Origin of the sequence: Nostoc sp. CmiVER01 (assembly GCF_034531135.2) — a bacterium.
Lineage (GTDB): Bacteria > Cyanobacteriota > Cyanobacteriia > Cyanobacteriales > Nostocaceae > Nostoc.
The window spans coordinates 182,849-203,458 of record NZ_JAVRBU020000010.1; the positions used below are offsets into that span (position 1 = coordinate 182,849).

At 40.1% G+C, this 20,610-nt stretch carries 13 protein-coding genes; 10 read left to right on the forward strand and 3 right to left on the reverse strand.

What is annotated here, in order from left to right; all coding sequences use genetic code 11:
- Window positions 1-73: 73 nt before the first annotated feature.
- Complete coding sequence (locus RMZ43_RS18860) at window positions 74-4,234, reverse strand: caspase family protein (protein ID WP_322655949.1); 4,161 nt, start codon at window positions 4,232-4,234, stop codon at window positions 74-76.
- A gap of 46 nt (window positions 4,235-4,280) precedes the next feature.
- On the opposite strand from RMZ43_RS18860, the gene RMZ43_RS18865 reads away from it, so the two are divergent.
- Entirely contained in the window at window positions 4,281-6,485 is a 2,205-nt protein-coding gene (locus RMZ43_RS18865) for a CHAT domain-containing protein (protein ID WP_322655948.1), read from the forward strand.
- 18 nt (window positions 6,486-6,503) lie between these two features.
- Entirely contained in the window at window positions 6,504-8,162 is a 1,659-nt protein-coding gene (locus RMZ43_RS18870; protein WP_322655947.1) for a hypothetical protein, read from the forward strand.
- A 52-nt stretch (window positions 8,163-8,214) separates the two neighbouring features.
- On the opposite strand, the gene RMZ43_RS18875 is transcribed toward RMZ43_RS18870, so the two are convergent.
- Both RMZ43_RS18875 and RMZ43_RS18880 read right to left on the reverse strand, forming a co-directional pair.
- On the reverse strand, window positions 8,215-8,919 hold the full coding sequence (locus RMZ43_RS18875; RefSeq protein ID WP_322655946.1) for a hypothetical protein: 705 nt from the start codon (window positions 8,917-8,919) through the stop codon (window positions 8,215-8,217).
- Window positions 8,920-8,952: 33 nt separating this feature from the next.
- Window positions 8,953-12,003, reverse strand: coding sequence for an SUMF1/EgtB/PvdO family nonheme iron enzyme (locus RMZ43_RS18880; RefSeq protein ID WP_322655945.1), 3,051 nt, complete (start codon window positions 12,001-12,003; stop codon window positions 8,953-8,955).
- A gap of 385 nt (window positions 12,004-12,388) precedes the next feature.
- Between RMZ43_RS18880 and RMZ43_RS18885 the strand changes: the two genes are divergently transcribed.
- From RMZ43_RS18885 to RMZ43_RS18920, 8 genes are all read left to right on the forward strand, one after another.
- Window positions 12,389-12,610 (forward strand): helix-turn-helix domain-containing protein, encoded by a 222-nt coding sequence (locus RMZ43_RS18885; RefSeq protein ID WP_322655944.1) that lies wholly within the window; start codon window positions 12,389-12,391, stop codon window positions 12,608-12,610.
- Window positions 12,600-13,172, forward strand: coding sequence for a helix-turn-helix domain-containing protein (locus tag RMZ43_RS18890; RefSeq protein ID WP_416212468.1), 573 nt, complete (start codon window positions 12,600-12,602; stop codon window positions 13,170-13,172). The genes RMZ43_RS18885 and RMZ43_RS18890 overlap by 11 nt, the downstream gene beginning before the upstream one ends.
- A gap of 108 nt (window positions 13,173-13,280) precedes the next feature.
- Window positions 13,281-14,261, forward strand: coding sequence for a hypothetical protein (locus tag RMZ43_RS18895; RefSeq protein WP_322655943.1), 981 nt, complete (start codon window positions 13,281-13,283; stop codon window positions 14,259-14,261).
- Window positions 14,262-14,345: 84 nt separating this feature from the next.
- Window positions 14,346-14,696 (forward strand): DUF5674 family protein, encoded by a 351-nt coding sequence (locus RMZ43_RS18900; protein WP_322655942.1) that lies wholly within the window; start codon window positions 14,346-14,348, stop codon window positions 14,694-14,696.
- A complete protein-coding gene (locus tag RMZ43_RS18905) occupies window positions 14,677-15,033 on the forward strand; it encodes a hypothetical protein (protein WP_322655941.1) in 357 nt (118 codons plus the stop codon). The genes RMZ43_RS18900 and RMZ43_RS18905 overlap by 20 nt, the downstream gene beginning before the upstream one ends.
- 532 nt (window positions 15,034-15,565) lie before the next feature.
- Entirely contained in the window at window positions 15,566-15,961 is a 396-nt protein-coding gene (locus RMZ43_RS18910; RefSeq protein ID WP_322655940.1) for a nuclear transport factor 2 family protein, read from the forward strand.
- A gap of 100 nt (window positions 15,962-16,061) precedes the next feature.
- Window positions 16,062-16,283 carry a type ISP restriction/modification enzyme gene (locus RMZ43_RS18915; RefSeq protein WP_428850897.1) on the forward strand — a complete coding sequence of 74 codons (222 nt, stop codon included), beginning with the start codon at window positions 16,062-16,064 and terminating at the stop codon, window positions 16,281-16,283.
- Window positions 16,284-16,293: 10 nt separating this feature from the next.
- Window positions 16,294-20,583, forward strand: coding sequence for a helicase-related protein (locus tag RMZ43_RS18920; RefSeq protein WP_322655939.1), 4,290 nt, complete (start codon window positions 16,294-16,296; stop codon window positions 20,581-20,583).
- The last annotated feature ends 27 nt before the right edge of the window (window positions 20,584-20,610 follow it).

The following is a 20,610-nucleotide window of genomic DNA, read 5'->3' on the forward strand; positions in this document are numbered from 1 at the left end:
GATCGCTACTGAAATAGACTTGAATATCTGCTGCTGGACTGAATTAACTAAGTATTTTATTTCTGTAATTTGATTAATCAAACTCTTCATCATAAGCCAGATCATCCTGTATATTAGTTCTAGCATACTTAGATAGGTAATTATAAAATTTGTATGTTGCTGAACCAAAAATAAATTGTGCTGCTACAGTGGAGGCTTTTTCTTCTAACGTAATATCTGCTGGCGCTGGAAGCCCAATAGCACGAGAACGATCACCAGAAATTGCAGTTTTTAATAAGTTACCTTTTACTGTTCGATAACATTCATCGCCAAGAGTATAGGCTTGTTCTATTAATTTTCTGACAAACTCTATATGCTGAAAAACAAATCCTTGGTATGCATCACTCAAGAGCAAACTAACTGTTTTAATTTTGGTTATATCTTTAGAGTTAATCCATTCTTCAAGCACTTTTAAGCTAATAGAATTAAATCCTAATGAAGCTTCTTCAAATAATTTAGGTATCCAAAAATAAGTGTAGTATGTTCCTATTAGTGCTTCTTGTCTAATATCGCGCAAAATATCCTCGTATTCATTGCTATTAGCTAAACCATCAAGTCCGTGATGAAATGCTATATAGGGAAGCGGCTGGTAATTTTGTTCTCCCGCTTCTTCAAACCGCTTAATTCTTCTTAAGAGTAAGTTAATTAAAGAGCGTGGAGTTCTTGTTGAAGCATAAGCTAGGAATTCACTGATATGATATTCTTCTATGTTTTGAACAGGTTCGAGCTTATTTAGTAAAATTATTAATTCTTCATCTTTCAAAACATCTGGAGAAATGGCATATTTATCAAACACTTGACACAATCTGCTAGCTAGTTCTGTGCTGTTATCTATATCTGCTTGAAGTGCTGTTTCTATGGCTAGCCTCGGTTCAACACTATAAATAGTAGGCAAAGAACCTATAGTTAGCTGTTTAACTGTGAGATTGCTGTGATTTAGAAGCTTGTTAGTAATGTCAATATTAAAATATCCACCCGCAATTGCTTGGCAAAGGGTAGGATGGTCAGTGTCTACACCACGTTGGACAATAGCAATAGCCTGACTATAATTTGTATTGATGACTCCGAATAGCAATGAGTATAAATATATCGTTAGAGGAGAATCTGGATTAGCAATTAATTTCTCACATATTTTCTCAGTATAACTAGGATTAAGTTGAGATAATTTACCTAAAAATGTATAAGGAAAAGGAGATACGCCAGTGCCTACTAAATCTTCTAACTTTGCACTGATATTCTCCATCCCCTCTGTTGCATCTGGATATCTCTGTAATAGCTCTTTAGCTATGTGTAGACAAATTCCTTCTGCACGCTTATTCAGAATATCAGAATTAATACTTGAGTGCTTTTCCTGTTCACATAACCAATCCCAGTCATAACTATGTCTCAAAGCAGCAGTAAGTTTTAATTCAAAAGACTTGGGAATTGATTTGAGGACTTTCTTGGCTTTTCGCTTGACTTTTGTGAAGGAGTTATAGCTGGTATGCCATAAAAGTGCATTAATAATACTTAAATTAACTAGTGGATTAATATTTTCCTGTATTAAAGAACTAAAATTATCTAATATCTTTAATTGTTCAGGTATCCACTGTTGTTCTTCTTCAAGAGTAATTTCTCTACCGAAAGAAGCAACAGGTTTTCGGAGCGCATTTTCTAAACTCTTTACTGCTCGGATAACTACATTCAGTTCAGTTGCTTTAGTACAGTTTATAATCAACTGAAGAGCCTGTTCCCGAATTTGTTGAGTATTTTGAAAGCTTACAGCAAAAGGAGTAAAAGTGAGTGTAAAACTCTCAAATTCTTCAGAATGAGAACTTTTGACTAAAAATTGGTCGAGTATATCAAGTAGAAAACATATATCATCTGCTTGGTTTGATAAACGCAGCCAGTTAGTAACTGCTACTAGAATAATCTGGTTAAATTTTACTGACTTTTTGATATCATAGCTAGCAATTTTTTGTAAAACGCCTATTCCACCAGATTTTCTTAGTTCCCATAACAATTCACAACAGGAAGGCAGATAAGTTAAAGTGTAGCTAATAGTTTTAAGTATTTCAGGTAGCTGAACTAGCACATTATTATGTGTATAGCAGTAAATTCTTGCTATACTTTCATCTTCTGATATTGTGGTAGGGTTACGTATGGCAAATTCAACTATCTCCAATGCTTGTCTTGGTTGATAGTAAGCTACTGTCTTAATAACATTTAACCATTTGCACCTATCATAATTTGATGATGAACGGAAATCTTCCCAAATATTATGCCAAATATTTGCTAATAAATCTGTCTCTTTTCTGCTTTTATAGCGAATACGCCAATCAAGTTCAGCAAAATTTTTAAGTAATTCTGCCAGGCAAACCGATTTAAATTTATTGAATAATTCTTGTATATAACCTGTTGATTCTCCTTGAGCAGTTAAGCAGGCTTCATATAGAATATGGTCAGCAAGTACATCAGGAGTAATTCTTAGAATACCGCCACGGCGAAGTAAAATTCCTGATTGTTCAAGTATCCCAACACTACTTACTAATTTAGACGTGCTAACCTGAAGAAATTCTGCTGCTACTTGTTTAAACTGTTCATTACTTAATCGCATTGGTGCGACGGCAGCAATTAGCTTTAATAATTCCTTACAAAACTCGGGTTCAAGTTTCTGACCAATCTGCCCAAGAATAGCATCTCTAAATCTCGTTATTACGTTATATTGAAAGTCTTCATCTCGTTCAAGTAAAGACGGAAGTATTGCTTTTTCTGCTAGTAATCGCCCACCAACTACAGTTACTAATGGGCAATCTTTTGTGACTGTAGCTAATTTATCCACTAAATCTGCATAATTCTCACCTAGTGCCTGATTTGCTAGAGCTTTCACATCATCACGACTTAATTCTTTGAGTTCATCCAATCGTTTAATTTGACGGGAATCGATACCAGCTTGTCTGAAAATTGCTTGCAGGTATTCCACACCATAAGGTCGGCATGAAACTATTAATTTATTCGTGTGGTTTTGCCGGAAAAACGTAAGTAAAACTGCTACATCTTCTTCACGACGGTGTGCATCATCTAACACTACCACACAATTATTTTTAGGTAAATTAACTACATTTTGTGCTGTGATAGGGACTCCTTCTTCTACAAACCATAGGGTCAAATTGGAATTATTAAATTGTTCTGCAAAAGCAAGGAGTAATTTGGTTTTGCCAATTCCCCCACGTCCAGGTAAGATGACGATTTTTTGTTCCTCTGATTGCACAAAATCGTTAAGATTTTGCAGATAATCTGTTCTACCAACAAGTCGCCAAGCGTGATTAAATGGCTTTTTGGTATTTAGCCATTCACGAAAAAAATCTTCCCACGATACAAAAGATGACAGTCCAGAAGAATGTAAAAGGGTATTTTCACTATGTTCTAATTCCTGGTGTTTTTCTCCTTGACCGAGAATTAGTTTGATTGAGTGATCGGATCTCCTAATTTGTGGAATTTGAGGAATTTTTGTCTGTTCGTAGTATATTTTTAACTCCCTTTCCACAAAATCTGCCAGTGTCCGATCAGTTATCCAATCACCCTGTGGTATTTTACTAGGATCAAGCCCTTCTATCAGTGCCCCTGACAATACGCCATGTTTACCATTTAGCCGCGCATAAGCAACTTCTGAACTGTGAGATGCGGCAATTATGAAGCGCCTAAGTCCAGAAATCCGTCTTGGTAAATCGCTATCTTGAAATTCTAATAATCCTCCGCTATAGCAGCTATCCAACCAAATAATTTGCTCTTTTACAGGACTCTCCTCTAACAACTCCCACAAATCATTGAGCAATATGCTATTTTCCCCTGTTCCTTTAGTATCACTTGTTGCCAACGAGATTTTTCTCTTATTACCCAAAGAATTTAGCTGCTGTAATCCATGTCCAGCAAAAAATAATAGTGCCGTGTCTCGATTATTGTCTGAACAAAACAACTTGTTAATTTCTCGTGATAATTCCCCAAGAGATACCTGTCCATTTGGATCAACCTGTATTTTGCCATTAATCTCCCGCTTTGGCAGTCGTTGCACTTGAAAATTATCATCAGCTTCCAGCAGTTGCGCGATCGCTTCTGCATCCGTTGCTGGGGTAGTCAGGTGCTTGGCTTTACTTGTCGGTGTATTCTTTAAAAAAGGATATTGGTTGATACCAACTATAAGTGCTTCTCTTTTCATAGCTAAGAATTTTAACCGTATAAAGTATTACAAGCAACCTACTTCAATGAATTCTTCCGTTACCAAAACTCTACTAGCTCTGTTACTGGCGCTGAAAAAACTGGAAATTCCTTTGAGCGAAGATGAACAAGCACTTCTGCAAGATGTAGGACAGCAACTAGCTCTCGATCCTGATTACTGGGAGTTTATTGAACCAGAATTAATTACTATAATTCAGGCAAATTCTACTTTACATCAGCTTTTTGAAGCAGGAAAAGTCAAATTAGACGCTTTAGACGGTCGAATCCCTAGAGAATTGTTACCAAGCCTAGCTTATTTAGAGAAAGAACTATTCGGAGAGACAAAAGAAATTATTACCTTTGATGGTCAAACCAAAGGTGAACCCAACAATCAACCAAACCCGGTAATTAGCCTTACCAGTTCCATCCTGCGTCTTTCCAACCAAGACCATACTGTTAAGCAGTTACCTTTTATACAAGAAATCTCCAACTATGTAGAAAACTATCGTTACTTTAATACTTACTTTGTTAACCCTGACGATGCCTGCGAGGGGCTACGCCATCACATAACTGTTCCACCCAGCGAACCCTTAATTTACGGACAGACTTATCTATTGCTTGTAGACATCAGCCCAGAACGAAAAGGAATAGAGAGTGAGCCGACTCCATTTCCAGATCAAGCCTTGGCTCAAGTTTGGAATGACTCGGAATCCCTACCTCTAGATTTAGTAGTGGCTTCTAAGGACTTTAACATTGATGCAACTCTCAAAAAGCTAACCCTACCCCGCAGTGGTGCATCAGATATTGTACAGTTCACCGTTAAACCTAACTTATTTGAAGGTCGAGGCTACATTCAGGTGGACTTGTTATATCGCGGATATCTGCTTCAGTCAAAGCAACTTGCAATCCTCGTCATCCCCGTAGCCGGGGCAGAAATCCCAGAGTCACTGCGCCCACCTCAAACTGCTACCATTACCTTTACTACCACTGACTTGCTGACTCATGACAAGCTAGCACTGCTGCCTGAGCGATTCTTAACTGTAGATGTACAAGTTGATACACGGGATGGCAGCACTGACCTACGCTTTCTGGACAGGACACAGGGCAATCAAGAATTAGTATTTTATAGTACAAATTTACAATCTGGGTTAGGAAATGCGATCGCTAGAGTGCGGCAAAAATTGCACTCAATGGCTTCTACAAAAGAGGGTTATCAGTTTAAAACCCAAGGCGATATGAAGCTGCTGAATACCTGGCTACCTCAGTTAGCCGATGCTGGACGATATTTATATCGCTCACTACTTCCCGAAAACAAAGGTCGAACGTTAGGTGAAGACAGTGGCGAAAAATTACGCGCCGCCTTGAAACCCGATAGTGTCATCCAAGTCAACCCGATTAACCCAATTTTAGGATTGGGAAAGTCTACAATTCCTTGGGCGTTACTGTATGAGCGTAAGGTAATGACCAGTAAAGAAGTTCATGTCTGCGAAGAATTTCTCAATCACGACATCGACTGTACTGACTGTCCTTTTAAGGATAATTACAAAGTTGTTTGCCCCCATGCTTTTTGGGGCTACCGCTATGCTATCGAGCAACTACCAGCTTGGACAAGTGGCGAACTTTCTCAAACACCTACCCTTGTATGGCAAATTGCCAATAATCAACCTTTGTATATCAATTTCAACGTCTGGCGGGATTTTAGGTTTTGGAAAAGCCACCTGCCTAAAATTGAACAACTTGGTTACGTGAAAATGCTCATAGCTGAAGAAATCATGGAACTGGAGAATATTTGGGCAACTTACAGTTCTGATTTAGATATTGTGTACTTTTATTGTCACGGCGGTATAGATGAAACTGAACAGCTGCCTTACTTGCAACTGAGCGATGACAAAATTTCCAGTAATTTTCTCGAAGCCTGCGAGGTAAATTGGCAGCATCGCCCTTTAGTCTTACTCAACGGCTGCGCTACTGGGGATTATGGGCCGGAGAGTTACATCAGCTTAATTGATGACTTTCGTGCTGCTGGTGCTAGTGGCGTAATTGGTACGGAATGCCCTGTACCAGAATTATTTGCAGAACTCTATGCCATTACCCTACTGAAGCGAGTATTTCGCGGAGAACCTTTAGGACAAGCTATGCTGACAGTGCGTCGAGAAATGCTTCAGCAAAATCTCAATCCTTTGGGTTTAGTGTATTCATTGTATGCTCCTTATGAGATTGCTTTAGCTCGTGCGTTGGCGCATCGCCCATAATTAACTGCTTGACCTCTCATGAAACGCTGGATTACTGCTGCACTCCTGATTTTGCTCATTTGCCCTGCTCCGGCTGTTGCTCAAACTAATGTCAAAATTGAAGTTGATGCCAAAGACAAGCCGTTAGAAGTTAAAGGTTGGCTTGGGGAAGAGAATGCCTTAATTAGCAACATCCGGTTAACAGCCTCTGGAGGGAATATAACAGCTTGGACATTCCTACCGTCAGATTTGAAGCGAACCGAAGGTGATGAGGTAATTGGTCGTCAGCAGATAGAGTTAATCGGGGAACGTAAGCTAGAAGCGGGTTTACCAAAAGATTTTCAGGTGAAGCTGAATGGTGTAAAGCTACCAGGAACTTATCAAGGACAGATTGAAATACTTTTACCTAGTCAAAAGCGGTCTGAGGCTTTGGTGATTCCTTTAACAGTGAAAGCGAAAGCTAGACCTGCATTAGTACCTGTAAAAGATTCAGAACAAGTTCAGTTGCAATTAGTCCGATGCAGTTGGGACTGTGGTTTAGCTCATCTATTACTCCCCGCCAGCGCTTTCCAAAATCAACGGTTAATTTATTTAGATAACCCCAATCAAGCAACTGTGCTTCTTACCAGTGCTGAAGTAATTTTACAAGGGAAACAAACTGACTATCAAATTACTAAAACTGAGGTAGAATCCCCGCTAAGTCCCCAAACTTTAGCTGCTAATAAAATTATTAGTCTGCCTTTGAACTGGAAGCGATCGCAAATTCCTCCCGACCGATATACGGGGGCAGTTTACTTGACAATGGAAGGTCGAGAGGGCAGACTGTCGATTCCAGTGGATTTAAGTATGCGTATTGGCCCAGTAATACCAATTTTAGTTTTATTGGTGGGTATTGTTCTGGGCAGATTGTTCAAATATATGCAAGAGAAGGGGATTCCCCAATCGGATGCTTTGGCGAAAGTCTACGAAGTAGAGAACATAATTGCTCAAGTTGACCAACAAGACCAAGAAATTCTCAGTCCGATGGTTAATAAAGTCCGCAGTTCTGTTACTCAAATGGATTTAGAAACAGTTAACGCAGATTTAGCCAAGATTAAAGAGCGTCTTAATTGCTTAACTAGCCTCCGAAAAATCGAACAGCAGTTAAAAGATATGGAACAAGATCCTGATGTGGGTGGTGAAAACGGATTATTAGCCAAAATTAGTGAAGTGCGAAATTGGATTAAATTAGAAAACGATGATAAAGCTAAAGAATTGCTGCAACAGATACAGGAGAGTCTTGTCAAATTCAGTAATGTGATGATGGGAGCAAATCAACAACCCAATCCTAGTTTGATAGCAGCTACAAATGAAGCGGCTGTGGCTACAACAGCTGCTGAACGTGCGACACAGGTGCAGAAAACTCAATCAGCTAGGTTTGCATGGTTGCACCAACTCTTTATAGCGATCGCGGGAGTATCTAATGAGTTGCGAGCAGAAACAACATTCTGGATTGTGCGACCACTATTATCTTTAACGTTGTTAGTAGGATTATCATTAGTAGGGATACGCGCTTTGTATGTAGAAAAGGGGATGACCTTTGGTGCTGACCCCTTTTCTAATTATTTAGAATTGATACTTTGGGGATTGAGTGCAGATGTCGCCAGCCGCAGTTTGAGTAATTTAGTAGGGGGAGAATCAGCGCAATTAAAAAATTGAAATGACAGGCAAAAAGATAGATCCACTTAACAAATAGAATATAAAACTTTATTTACCTAATCTTCCAACTCCCGTCTATTTCATAATTAGTTCCACGCTGTCCTTCAACATTAATTTTAAACCATTTATTCTTATCTCCTACCGTGTATTGTAGGCTGCCACGTCCAGGCTGACCATTAGATACAGATATAAATTTTGGCCCGTCAACTGGTATCCAAGCATTATCTGGTGCATTTTTTGATTGGGCTGCTAACATAGTAAAATTAGCTCCATTTTTACTTACTAAAATATTTGCTGTAACAACTATGCCAAGATTTCTAAAAATTATGTCTGGATTGCTTGGATTAATTTTAAACGCTATTTGTTCTCCATCAGATAAATTTTGTTGAATATCATTGCTTAATTTAAACTGAAAATTATAGGGGAATTTATTATTTATATTTTGGAAAACAATGTCTATTTCATTATTATTTGAACTTACATTAGTATTATCTTCTACTCCTTCTAAATTTTGATGTTTATCTAATTCAAAATTATTATTTTGAAGTAAAGTTTTATTTTTATCTTTGGATTTTTGAGATAATAAAACCTGTGTATCAAAACTAATATACCATGTTTCTATAATTTTTTCTATTGTTTCTTTGTTGTAGCCACTAATCTTAATTAAGAATTCTTGTCCCTGATTATCTTTAAAAATAGCAGTAGTTTCGTAACGATTAATTAAGGGCGTAAATTCTACTTTAATTAGGTCTGACATTTAACTTTGCTCCTTTGTTGAGAATTTTAACTATCAATTCACTGATTTTGCACAACGTATTCCTGTGTCATCTTTATGATGTGTAGCTGGTACTTGAGAACGTTCTGTTACTCGCATTATTTCTGTTGTCCAACTTCTTCCTCTGGTAGTTAAGGATAAGTCTGTCCTTAATGGTGATTGTGGACTTTTCCAAATGAGTTGTGGATTGTAGTTTCTATATGAATTTTGAAAATAGGATGAAGTCCATTCTTCAACGTTTCCAATCAAATTGTAAACTCCTTCTTGGCTCTTTCCTTGTGGATAACTATTTATTTCTTCAGTGTCTGTGTTTGATTTTCCAGAAAATGGAACATTAGCAAACTTAATTACTTGAGGATCGTCTCCCCAAGGAAAATTTTTCCCTTCTACACCCCGTGCTGCTCTTTCCCACTCTAGCTCTGTCGGTAAGCGCATTCCTAACCAATCACAGAATTCAGATGCATGAAAGACTGTTACTTCTACTACTGGATAGTTTAATAATTTGTCATTATATAAACGGCTGGGGTTTACTGGCCGATCACAATGTCCCGCTTGTACGCAAAGACGATATAAACGATTAGAAACTTCAAACTTTTGAATTTGGAAACCAAGAATATAAGGATGCCATACAGGTTTTTCTTCATCGGCATAGGCATCACCTGACTCACTTGTACCGATAGTAGCGTAGCCACCATGAATAGGTATCATTTCAGCTTGCCAATGCCGAATCGCTATTTGCCGCAACACTTCACGGTAAACAAATGACCCTATTGTAGCCGTGGCAATAATACCGAGTACAAAAGCCAGCCATTGCCAACCGCGTCGTGCTTGTTTTTCTCTTTGTAATTCTTGCTGTTGTGCAAGTCGCTCTCGTTCTAATTCTTCCTTTTCTAGTCGCTCCAGTTCAGTAGCAATGCGATCGCGCTCTTTCTGACTAGCCTCTATTAACTCACAACTCAAACCTGACAGACGTACAATATCAACTTGCTCTTGCAAAAACTTCTCGGCTTCTGCCAATCTCAACCCTGTAAGCAAGTAATCAACAGACTTACCTTTATCTTCCCATTCTTCGGCTGTCGCCTTAATTCTGCGCTCAGTTCTAATCGCCTCCCGATTATTATCCAGCAATTCCCTCAACCTTGACCAATGGCGAATCAAAGCTTCATGGGACACATCCACTACCGCCACTTTCTCATCACCTCTGCGTTGTTCGCTAGTGACGATTAACTTCGCTAGTGCCAGCTTTTGAATTACTTGCTCTACCAATTGTGCAGATTTACCCAAAGAAACTAAATCTTGCTGCGGAACTTGCTTGCGTGTGTCTGGTGTACCTTCCCCTAACTGAGTCAAATTAATAAAAATCAAGTCCGTTACCCGTTGTTCTTCAGTCGAAAGTTCCTTGTAAGTTTGTTCTGCCAAATTTTCTAGGGTTTTTCGCACCCCGCCTAATTGGTGATAACTATCTAGCTTCAACCAATTCAGTTTCTGTCGTTGCCAAAGCTGCTCTAAAGTATATGACAACAAAGGCAACATTCCCGGTTCAGCTTCTTGTGTGGGTTGTCCTACCTCAACTCCCAAGTCTTTGAGAATAGCATTGATTAAATTTTCTTCTACCTTCCGTCCTAGTTTTGCTGCCGGTTCTCGGATTGCTTGCTGCAACTCTTCTAAAGACATGGGAGTTACCATCACCAGATTGGTTTGAATCAAATTAGCTAGCTCATGATATGCAGCACACTTACCCAAGAAATCATCACGCATAGCAAATATTATGCAGAGTTTATCTCCTGTTTGTTTGAGCGCACCCAATAAACTAGAAATAAACTGCTGTCGATCGCTTGGACTTTGACAAACGGTAAAAATCTCTTCAAACTGATCGACAATTAGTAGGGTGCGAGGCGATCGCGATGCTCTAATTAATCGTGCTAGCCCTGTTTCTCCTTGTGCGATCGCCTCGTCTGCCACTTTTAGCTGTTCTGCACGCTGCATATCTGTGGCTAACTCATCCAGAAATGCAGTTGCCAAACTCACTAGAGGTTGCTCTCCTGGGCTAAAAATCCGAATTTTCCATTCCTCTGTCCCTGGTAATCTGCGCTGTTCCTGTAACTGGTAAATCAACCCCGCCCGCAGTAAGGAAGATTTACCACTCCCCGATACCCCCAACACAGCCAAAAAATTTCCCTTACCCACCTGAACGTGCTGAATCAGCTTTTGGGTCAATACTTTGCGCCCATAAAAATAGGCAGCATCTTCAACATCAAAGAAGCGTAACCCTTTGTAGGGACAAACTCCATTTGGGATGTGGATGAGAACGTCTTCCCGTTCACCGGTGAGCATAATTTCCCGGTTGGGGTTATACCAAATCGGCTGCTGGGGAACATCCTTGAGGGTTTGAGCAATATACTCAATTAATTTGTCATTGTTGACCAAACCATCTGGCTGTTGTCTGGGATCAAGTCCTTGCCAAAGTGCTTTGGAAAATACCCCATGCTTTCCCTGAATATCTTCCTGTGCAAATTCAAATTCTCTTGATGCAGCAATTAAAAACCGCGTCTGTTCTTGAAGCGATGTCCCCAAATCTGCTTCTACAAAATTGAATAGTTCTCCACTGTAGCAGCAGTCCAGCCAGACGATTTGCTGCTTGACGGGACTTTTTTGCAACAGTTCTCGCAACCATCGTAGGGAAATACCCCACTGATTCTTTCGGGGATCAACATCGCTGGCAGCCAAAAAACCTTCAGTTACCCCGCCGCGATTTTTGCGTAAACCATGACCGATAAAATATAACAGCGCTGTTTCTGGAATATTTTCGCCTACTGGGTTGAATAAGTGGATGATCGCATCTTCTAAAGTCTCAGATTTGACTAAACCATCAGATGTGACTCGACGCTGTTCACCCTGAATCGTTTCTGGCAGTCGCCGCACGCGAAAATTACCATATTCTTCTAAACGTTGCGCGATCGCTTCGGCATCGTTGGCAGGGGTAAAAAGATGTTTCGCTTTGCTTGTTGGAGTATCTTTTAAGAAAGGATACTGATTAATTCCCACTACCAATGCATCTCGATTCATTAGGTTTAAGCTATGACTTACATGGTGTTTTTATGTAGTATATATACATTTAGCCACAAAAAATAATTTGAAGAAAATGGCAAAGAATATTAAACAGGTTATCACTAGCAATTTTAAAGTTCAGGCAATCTCCTCAATCAATAGAAATAGAAATATCTTATATTAATGAATACTTTTGAGCCAATAAGTTTGGTGCATAAACAAATTTTATACATTGTCTCGTAATATGCAAAAGCAAATATTGAGCATGAGACTCCATTTGTAGAATACAAAGGCGTTTCAGATTCACAGTCAGTAGTGATTCTGTTATATCTTTATATTAACAACTAGTTTGGAATGCAAACTGATTTGGAATATAATAGTACTGGTGATCTAAAGTATGCCCATGAGAAATCGAATTAAGGAATTCGTTGACAGCAGGGGAATAAGCGTTTATCAGTTCTGGCAAGAAACTGGTATTAGCCGGACTACTGCATATAGCCTGTACAACAATTCCGCTCAGTATCTTGGTAGAGATGTCATGGACGCGATTTGTAGTCGATACAAAATACAACCAGATACTTTATTGAAATGGATACCAGCCCAGGAGTTGAACAATGGCGATTAATCCTGCCACTATCGATCCTCTTGCTTTACCTTCAGTATCTCTTCAAGAGCGATCGCAGTTACCAGCAAGGTCATGCATCTATTTCGCTATAGATTCTCATGGCGTAGTGCAGTATATCGGTAGAACCGTCAATCTCAAAAATAGATGGAGTAGTCATCACTGTTACGGTTATCTAAAAAGAATAGGTAATGTCAGAATTGCTTACATTGAGGTTTCCGACCATAATCTTTTGGCTGAAATCGAAGATGCGCTGATCAGTCACTTTAATCCACTGCTTAATACTTTTCAGTTATGGAGTAAGTCTTATCAGAACATTCCTCCAGGCGCGGTGAAAATCAGACGCTACACAGACATTGAAATTTCAGGTTTAGGAGGAAAAATTAAACAAGCTAGAAAAGCTGATGGGCGTTCAGTCGAGGTTTTGGCAGGAGAAGCTGATATTAGCCGATCTTACTGGCACGATATTGAGGCAGAACGAATACGAGATGCTTTGCCTGAAGACACATTAAGGAAAATTGAGCGAGTACTTGGTATTGATTTAGGAGTGAAATTCGATGATTAACCACTCCTCTCGCCTTGCCCTTAGTTTTTTTACGAGTGATTGTAGCTCGTGACTACAACCATAAAATTGTTATCTAGTCTGAGAAATACCATTTGAAAGGGTGGAATCATGACTAAACCATCCTCGAACCGCAAAAAAGCCACCTCTGCTGTCTCCAACAATTTACAAGCAACCGCTAGTTCTGCCGAAGACACCTTTGATCCAGAAAATCCTGCTACAGCAACAATTACAGTTACTGCTGCTGAAGTAGAGGAGTTGTCCGAAACGGAACAACGCGATCGCCTTCACCTAGAGCGCCGTGTGGAAAGAGCGTTTTTTGAGGCGGGTAAGGCACTGGCAGAATTGCGCGATCGCAGATTGTACCGCTCGACCCACAAGACGTTTGAGGAATATTGCCGTTCTCGCTTTGCGTATACTCACCGCCATGTAAATTATTTAATAGCTGCTTCAAATGTAGTTGACAACATAATAATGGGAACCAATGGTTCCCAAAATGAGATACCGGATGAAATGGGAACCATTGGTTCCAAAAACGAGATATCGGATGAAATGGGAACCAATGGTTCCCAAATTTTACCTACAACCGAACGCCAAGTTCGACCACTGACTAAGCTAGAACCATCGCAACAGCAAGAAGTATGGCGGCAAGCGGTGGAGCAGGCAGGGGGAAAAGTGCCGCCAGCCAGAATTGTCAAAGATGTGGTGCAGCGCATCATGGAAAGGACGAAAGTACCAAACACATACCAAATTGGCGAAGTCTGCCAAATTCTTGCTAAGGACAACCCCGAACTCAGAGGCAAGGGTGGGTGCTGGGGTATCGTAAACCATGTGGGCCAATTCAGTTGCACCGTCAAAACCTGGGATGGCGAATATACAGTTGGGTTGCAGCATCTGAAGTCCTTCAACTACCTGCCTGCCGAGTGTGAGCAGATGCAGGTGATTTGCGATCGTATCGGTCGGGTGTATTCCAGTGGACTAGAGGAATCGGTGCAGAAGTTTTTGGAGATGTTGGGGAAGCTGAAGCGGGCTTATTTGACGGATTTGGAAGAGAAAGTGTTGAGTTTTCTGGAGTTGGAAATCATACCATAGTGCTGCAAGTGATTAATTTTGGGATTCAAGGGATTCTACAAAGTAGAATTTTGACTTGTGCATTTATACAGGTAGGGTGAGATTTTGGTACTGATTATTAGGGAAAGAGCAACTCTCGAACAAGTGGAGTTAATGCTGCAAACCTTGCGAGTTTACATTAAAGTGGCAGTAGACATTGAAAAAGGGATTTTGGCTGGAGGAGGAGAGAAACACGCTTACTGTGAAGCAGCATTGCTTGAAGACGGTAGTAGACAGCGAGATATCTGGGGTGCGGATTGGACTCCCTTTGACCAATCGATAGCTTATGAATCGATTATTAACATTCGCCCCAGCCAAAATAATCGCTCAATGTTAATTCAAGACCCAGCGATTAAAGAACGTGTAAAAAAAATAACTCAGGAGCTAATTGGGGGATATGAACCAGAGTTTAGATGAAAAACAAGTACATTTTCAAAGTGAAAATACATCAACTCGCTTAGGACATATAGCTTCCAATTTAGCGAGGATTAGAACATTTTGTAACAGCGCTTATAAAGAAGCTGTTGAAAGTGTGACAGATGAAACTATATGTTTTATTGAATGGACGGCAGCAGAAATTGAACCTGAATATGCTGAAGAACTGGTGAACATTCAAGTTCAACTGGCACGATGGAGATTAAAACTTGATAGTCTTTGGTCTGATGAGAGCGAACGCAAAAATATGTCCGAGCAAGCGAGTACTTGGTCACAGAGGGTATTAGATATGTCAGGTTTATTGTCCCCATCCGCCTGAATCTGCTACTACTTGCATCCAAAATATTAGGATTTCACCAAAAATGTAAGATTGCGTGATGCGATTTATAATCGCAGACATAGCTTATGCGCCAAATAGTACCAAAACCTACAGAGTGTGATCGCGCATCCTCAAGTCCTCAAAGTACATCCCCAGGCGGTTACTGAAGCATATTCAGCAGATGGAGCTTGAGAAAGGGGTGGTTAGGAAGATTTTGAGGGTGTTGGGGGAATGAAATGATGATTTTGAGGCGGTCACGGTAACTACTGTTGAAGTACCTGAACTGACCGGACAAGAGCAGAGCGTCTACACAAAGCGGTGAAGCAGTCCGTAGAAAGGGGTTCCCTCTGTTTCTTCCATTAACAGTAGATCAACATGGTTTCGTTCCTAAGTTAAAGGTCTGCGGTTGTCAGGTCTATCTGTTAATAGTTGATAAATAAAACCACGATGCACTTTTTGTTGAGTTTCCGTATAGTAAATAGTTGGGCTACTTTCTTGTTTTAATAACATTCGTATTGGATGGTGAATAATTATGAGTTCAAATCAGCAGTTTCTGCAAAATTTATACGAAGCTTTCAACAAAGGCGAGCTTGAAACAATCATCTCGGTGATGCACCCGGAAGTAAAATGGGCCAACGGGGTGTCAGGCGGTTTCGTTTATGGACGCGACGCGGTGCGCGAATACTGGACTAATCAATATAAGGTTATTCAAGTGCAGCTTGAAACCTTAAAGTTCGAGACGGATGAAAACAATCGAAATGTCGTTACCGTTCATCAAATCGTCAGAGATTTGCAAAGCAATTTGCTTGCGGATGCAACAATTAAGCAAATTTTTACTATTGAGGATGGTTTGATCAGTCTTTATGAAATTGGCGAAACTGAAACAATCCAACAGATGATTCAAAAGACGAGAACTCCCAATGAGTAATTGAGAAGGCAGTTACAATTCGAGCCGTTGCTTTACTAATCGCAATGAAGAGAGGTTAATAACTTCGGTCAGATTCTGTATTAATGATGGTGCTGTCATCATCAACAAAATAGGAGATAAATTTACAGGCGTGCCAGAAGAAGTTTGGAACTTTTACGTAGGTGGTTATCAAGTCTGCCAAAAATGGCTCAAAGACCGTAAAGGACGTACTCTCACTTATGATGATATCCAACATTACCAGCGTATTGTTGTAGCCCTCCAAGAAACCATTGAACTTATGGCAAAGATTGACGCAGTAATTCCAGCTTGGCCTATTCAGTAAGTTATTAACTATGCTTGAAAACTTTATCCAAGACCTAATTCGTAAACAACGCCCCTACTATCTACCCCAAGGTAATCCCATCAAAGGCGTTGACAATCAATACTGGCTCGTCTTCAAGCACCGCGATGCTGACAGGCTGTTAAAAACAGTTGTGAAGTTCTTAGGTATTGGTGGGAAACAAGCGACTTACAGAATACTACGAATTGATCCAAAAAGCGCTAAGATTTTTGAATATACTCCCATTAAAGATGGAAATGTACCTAGTGTCTCTTTGCTGCGAATTAGTAATCTAAATGTTATTGAAAAATTCCTTCATAAAGAAAGTGTAACTAAAGAAAAAGCTTTACTTGCAGGCAGCTTTTTAGAAATTAAAGGTCGTCTTCGTAGATTCAATTTGCCTGATCAGCTAGATAAGTACAATGTCTTCATCGGCTCTGCCCTAGAACGCACCCAAATTTATCGCCGTTCTACGGCTTACTTTGATAGTGGTGTGCTGAAACTATATGAAGAACCTCTTGCTTCAATTGTGCAAACTGAGGGTCAAATTCGCCTATTGATGGACTGGCAAGGATTCACCAAGCAGGCTGATGTTCAAGAACTGGAGAAATTACAAGACCCTAATTACCGCGCCCAATTTGCTCATTGTACCCTAGCTGAATTCCTTAAGGGTTTAGAAGATAGTGCCTTTAGTGGGACAGAAATTTTGGCAGAGTTAGTTCGCCTGAATTTTTTGCAAATTAAACTTGTAAAAATGGAGTCAGGAGGAGGTATTTATCACAGAAAAACTGGTATCCTGAGCGACCAGTTAGAAAACCATATTCTGCATGAAGGCTCAGATAATTTCACCCGTGCAGCACATTCTAAAAATGCTGAGAGTGTAACTTTTCTCTACTCTTGGGATTCTCTAGATGCAGAAGCCATATTTGAAAGTATTGGTCAGTTTGATGTTGAGTGGCAGCGAGATGACATTACCTTTGACTTAACCCAAGAGTTTTTACAGCAGGTGTTGACGGAACGTGATCGCCGTGCCAAGTTAAAAGAACCAGTTATTGAATCTATCAATCCTGATGAGTTTGCCCCTGGGGAAACCACCCAAGTTGAAATCACAGGTCAAAATTTAGACAAAATAGAAAGCATTGAGGTTGTAGATGATCAATTGGTGAAAATCACCATTGACAGCCAAGATTCGGAACGGATTATTGGTCAAGTTGAGGTAGACTCAGAACATCCGCCGACAAAGTTAACCGAATTCAAAGTTACAACCACCGAAGGCACTTATCACAACTCACCCGAAAATCCTCCAGCCGTCAGCCAATCCCTAGAAATTCCAGATTTCAGTGAAATTGAAGGGTTTAAACAAGCTGTAGAAATAATTTTGGCAGGAAATCACGGCACACCAAATGATTTTCTTTACTGGTTGGCACAGCAGCGCCCCCGTCAGTTCCGGGTTGAACGTAGTGATTTATTAGATGAACTGTTAAATCAAGGTATCTTGTTTGAGCATCAAAAATCTGGAGCGCAACATTGCCTAAGAGTCATGCAAGATTTTGGTGTTGCTGTCTGCGCTGATGCTGTAGGATTGGGGAAAACTCGACTAGCAGCTACCGTCTCGTGGTTGTATCGTCAGCAGAACGGTCAAGCTAAGATTGCGATCATTGCTGCTAAGAAACTCTACCCCAACTGGGAGCGAGAAATGGCAGAATTAGGCTTTAAATCTAACGATTACGAGCTTTACAATAAAAACCTGATGAGCCGCAAAGGTAGTAATTTTCTTGCAGATTTCAATCGCTACGGTGGCCCTGACCTAGTTATCATCGATGAAGCCCACGAAGGCATTCGCAATTATAAAAACCGCATTCATAAAACCTGTGCATCAATTCAAGAAAGCGATGGCTTCGCCAACGCCAAGGGCGAACGCAAGTCTGCTCGGCAACGTTACTTTCTACTGTTGACTGCTACACCTTGGAACAATCGCCGGGAAGATATTTATAACATTCTCTCGCCCTTTATCAGTCGTCCTCAAGGATTCAATGATTTAAAGTTCCCCGCAGAAGTCGCTCAATGGTTTCAAAATCGAGAAATTGGGGTAGAAAATTTTACAGATAATACTGAACTATTTCGGCGTACCTACCGCGAACTGTTTCTTCAGCGCACCCGCCAAATGCTGCGAGAAGCCACCCCAGATTTAAATTTGTATGCCAAACGGATAGCAGAATGGCTACCTGTACATTTTGAAATTAGTACAGAACAAGCACTTGAGCAGATTTTCACTCAATTTGAAACCAGTCTTTTTATTCCCTTTGCTGATCCAATTCGTTATTTAACAGGTAGCGTCGAACAGCGAAGTCTATTAGGCAACCAACGCCGATTCTTTCTACAACGGGCTGAATCGAGTATGTATGCCTTGAATCGGACTATCAAAAACTTTGGTGATCGCATTCGGCAGATGCAACAACGCCTAGAATCAGTTTCTCCTGATGCTGATGGGCTGAAAGAATTTTTGCTAATTCACTACAATTTTGAATCCGACAAGAAGGATAAACCAGAAAGTTTTTTAGATGATTACAACCCTGAAGGCTGGGATGAGGATTATGAAGATGGGGAAGAAGACGAGGACGAAAACGAGGCAGAACAACAACAAAAGCGTCAGCAGTTAAGGCGGTCTATTGATATTGCCACAGATAACTTACGAGATAATCCTAACAATGCCCAAAAAGTTTATGAGCGAATGTTGGCTGATTGTGAAGGTGATTTGCATCAGCTAGAACAGATTCAAAACCTATTAATAGATGAATTTTTGGTTGACCACAAACGTAAGCAAGTTACTCAAAAAGTAGCAGAACTGGTAAGTCAGGGTCATAAAGTGCTGTTAATTTCAACTTTTAGCGACACCGTAATTGATTACTACCGTTACATGGCTCGTGACAGTGCGATCGCATCTAAAGGTATTGGGATGCTGATTGGTTCTACAAAGCTGTATTACACAAATAACTCAGACAAACCTCAAAAAGTAAGTCCTGGTCACGCACTGCAACCAAAATGTAGCCCAGTTACTTTAAATCGCCAAGAAATATTTAGACTGTTTGCCCCAGACGCTACTTGTAAAAATCCTACAGAACGCCCAAAGCCAGAGGAAGAAATCGCCGTACTAATTGGGTCAGAAACTTTATCAGTGGGTCAAAATCTACAAGATGCTGATTATTTGATTAATATTGACCTGCCTTGGAATCCTATGATTTTGGAGCAGCGCATTGGACGGATTGACCGCCCCAAGCAACATAAAGCTAAGAACATTTATGTTTATTATGCCAACAGTGAAAGCCAACTGTTACGGCAAGCTTCTCGCCTATCAAATCTGAATAAAAAACTCGTAGGAGACTTAGCCCAAAATGATGGAGACATCGCTAGTATTGAACCTAACCCCAACATCCCTACCATTTCTAATGTCAACACATTGGGGGCTTCTATTTATGGTGATACCCTATTTGATGATGAAATTTTGCCAGGATACATCGACTTTGTTCAGAGCTTAGTCAAAGCTAGAAAGATAGAGCAGGGTAATTTACAAGAAGATGCCTATAAAAAACAGGAAACTAGCCGCGACCTTTATACCCAAAATGAGATTCTGCATAGTGAAGAACTAAGCAAGTTACTAAAAGAATTGGGTGAAGATTACCAAGCCAATCCAATTACTGTAGGTCGCCGCACTGGTGAAAAAGATGAAGCTACCGGATTAGTGGCGTTGACAGTGCAATATTTTGGCCCAAATGGAGAACCAATTTTAGAGAAACAGCAGACTTTGTTCTGGAATGACCAAACCGGGGAAAACGATGGTTATGGTATGGCGATCGCTACTGCCTTCAAAACTCCGATAGCGGGAAATGTTTTCTCCTCAAAATATTTACTATCATGCGCTCAATCTTTATATAACAAACTGGTGGTTTTAAAACAGCAACAGGTTGCTGAATTAGAACAGCCAGAAACCCTAGAAAACATTAGCGTTACCTCTGAGCGCATTACTAAAATTCAACGTCGGGTGAGTATGCTTGATCACTTTCCAGCAGGTTTAGATCGAGCAGCTGTTAAGAGTACGTTAAAAAAATTAAACACTTGGAAGGAGATGAAGGCTGTACAAAAACTTTTAAAAGAGTATACCGATGGGAATAAAGCAATTTTGGATGATGAAAACTTTGTGATTCAGTTAGTGCAAGATACAGACAAACTCAACCTAATTGTATTTGAAGGAATTAAACCTACCAGTATACAAGTTTCTTTAGCTGCTCTTTTATTAAGGGCATAAGCGATTGTAGTAGACATACTCTCTTCT

Coding starts and splice junctions, on each gene's coding strand:
- RMZ43_RS18860 (WP_322655949.1), bottom strand. CDS start 4,234: ATGAAAAGAGAAGCACTTATAGTTGGTATCAACCAATATCCTTTTTTA.
- RMZ43_RS18865 (WP_322655948.1), top strand. CDS start 4,281: ATGAATTCTTCCGTTACCAAAACTCTACTAGCTCTGTTACTGGCGCTG.
- RMZ43_RS18870 (WP_322655947.1), top strand. CDS start 6,504: ATGAAACGCTGGATTACTGCTGCACTCCTGATTTTGCTCATTTGCCCT.
- RMZ43_RS18875 (WP_322655946.1), bottom strand. CDS start 8,919: ATGTCAGACCTAATTAAAGTAGAATTTACGCCCTTAATTAATCGTTAC.
- RMZ43_RS18880 (WP_322655945.1), bottom strand. CDS start 12,003: ATGAATCGAGATGCATTGGTAGTGGGAATTAATCAGTATCCTTTCTTA.
- RMZ43_RS18885 (WP_322655944.1), top strand. CDS start 12,389: ATGAGAAATCGAATTAAGGAATTCGTTGACAGCAGGGGAATAAGCGTT.
- RMZ43_RS18890 (WP_416212468.1), top strand. CDS start 12,600: ATGGCGATTAATCCTGCCACTATCGATCCTCTTGCTTTACCTTCAGTA.
- RMZ43_RS18895 (WP_322655943.1), top strand. CDS start 13,281: ATGACTAAACCATCCTCGAACCGCAAAAAAGCCACCTCTGCTGTCTCC.
- RMZ43_RS18905 (WP_322655941.1), top strand. CDS start 14,677: ATGAACCAGAGTTTAGATGAAAAACAAGTACATTTTCAAAGTGAAAAT.
- RMZ43_RS18910 (WP_322655940.1), top strand. CDS start 15,566: ATGAGTTCAAATCAGCAGTTTCTGCAAAATTTATACGAAGCTTTCAAC.
- RMZ43_RS18920 (WP_322655939.1), top strand. CDS start 16,294: ATGCTTGAAAACTTTATCCAAGACCTAATTCGTAAACAACGCCCCTAC.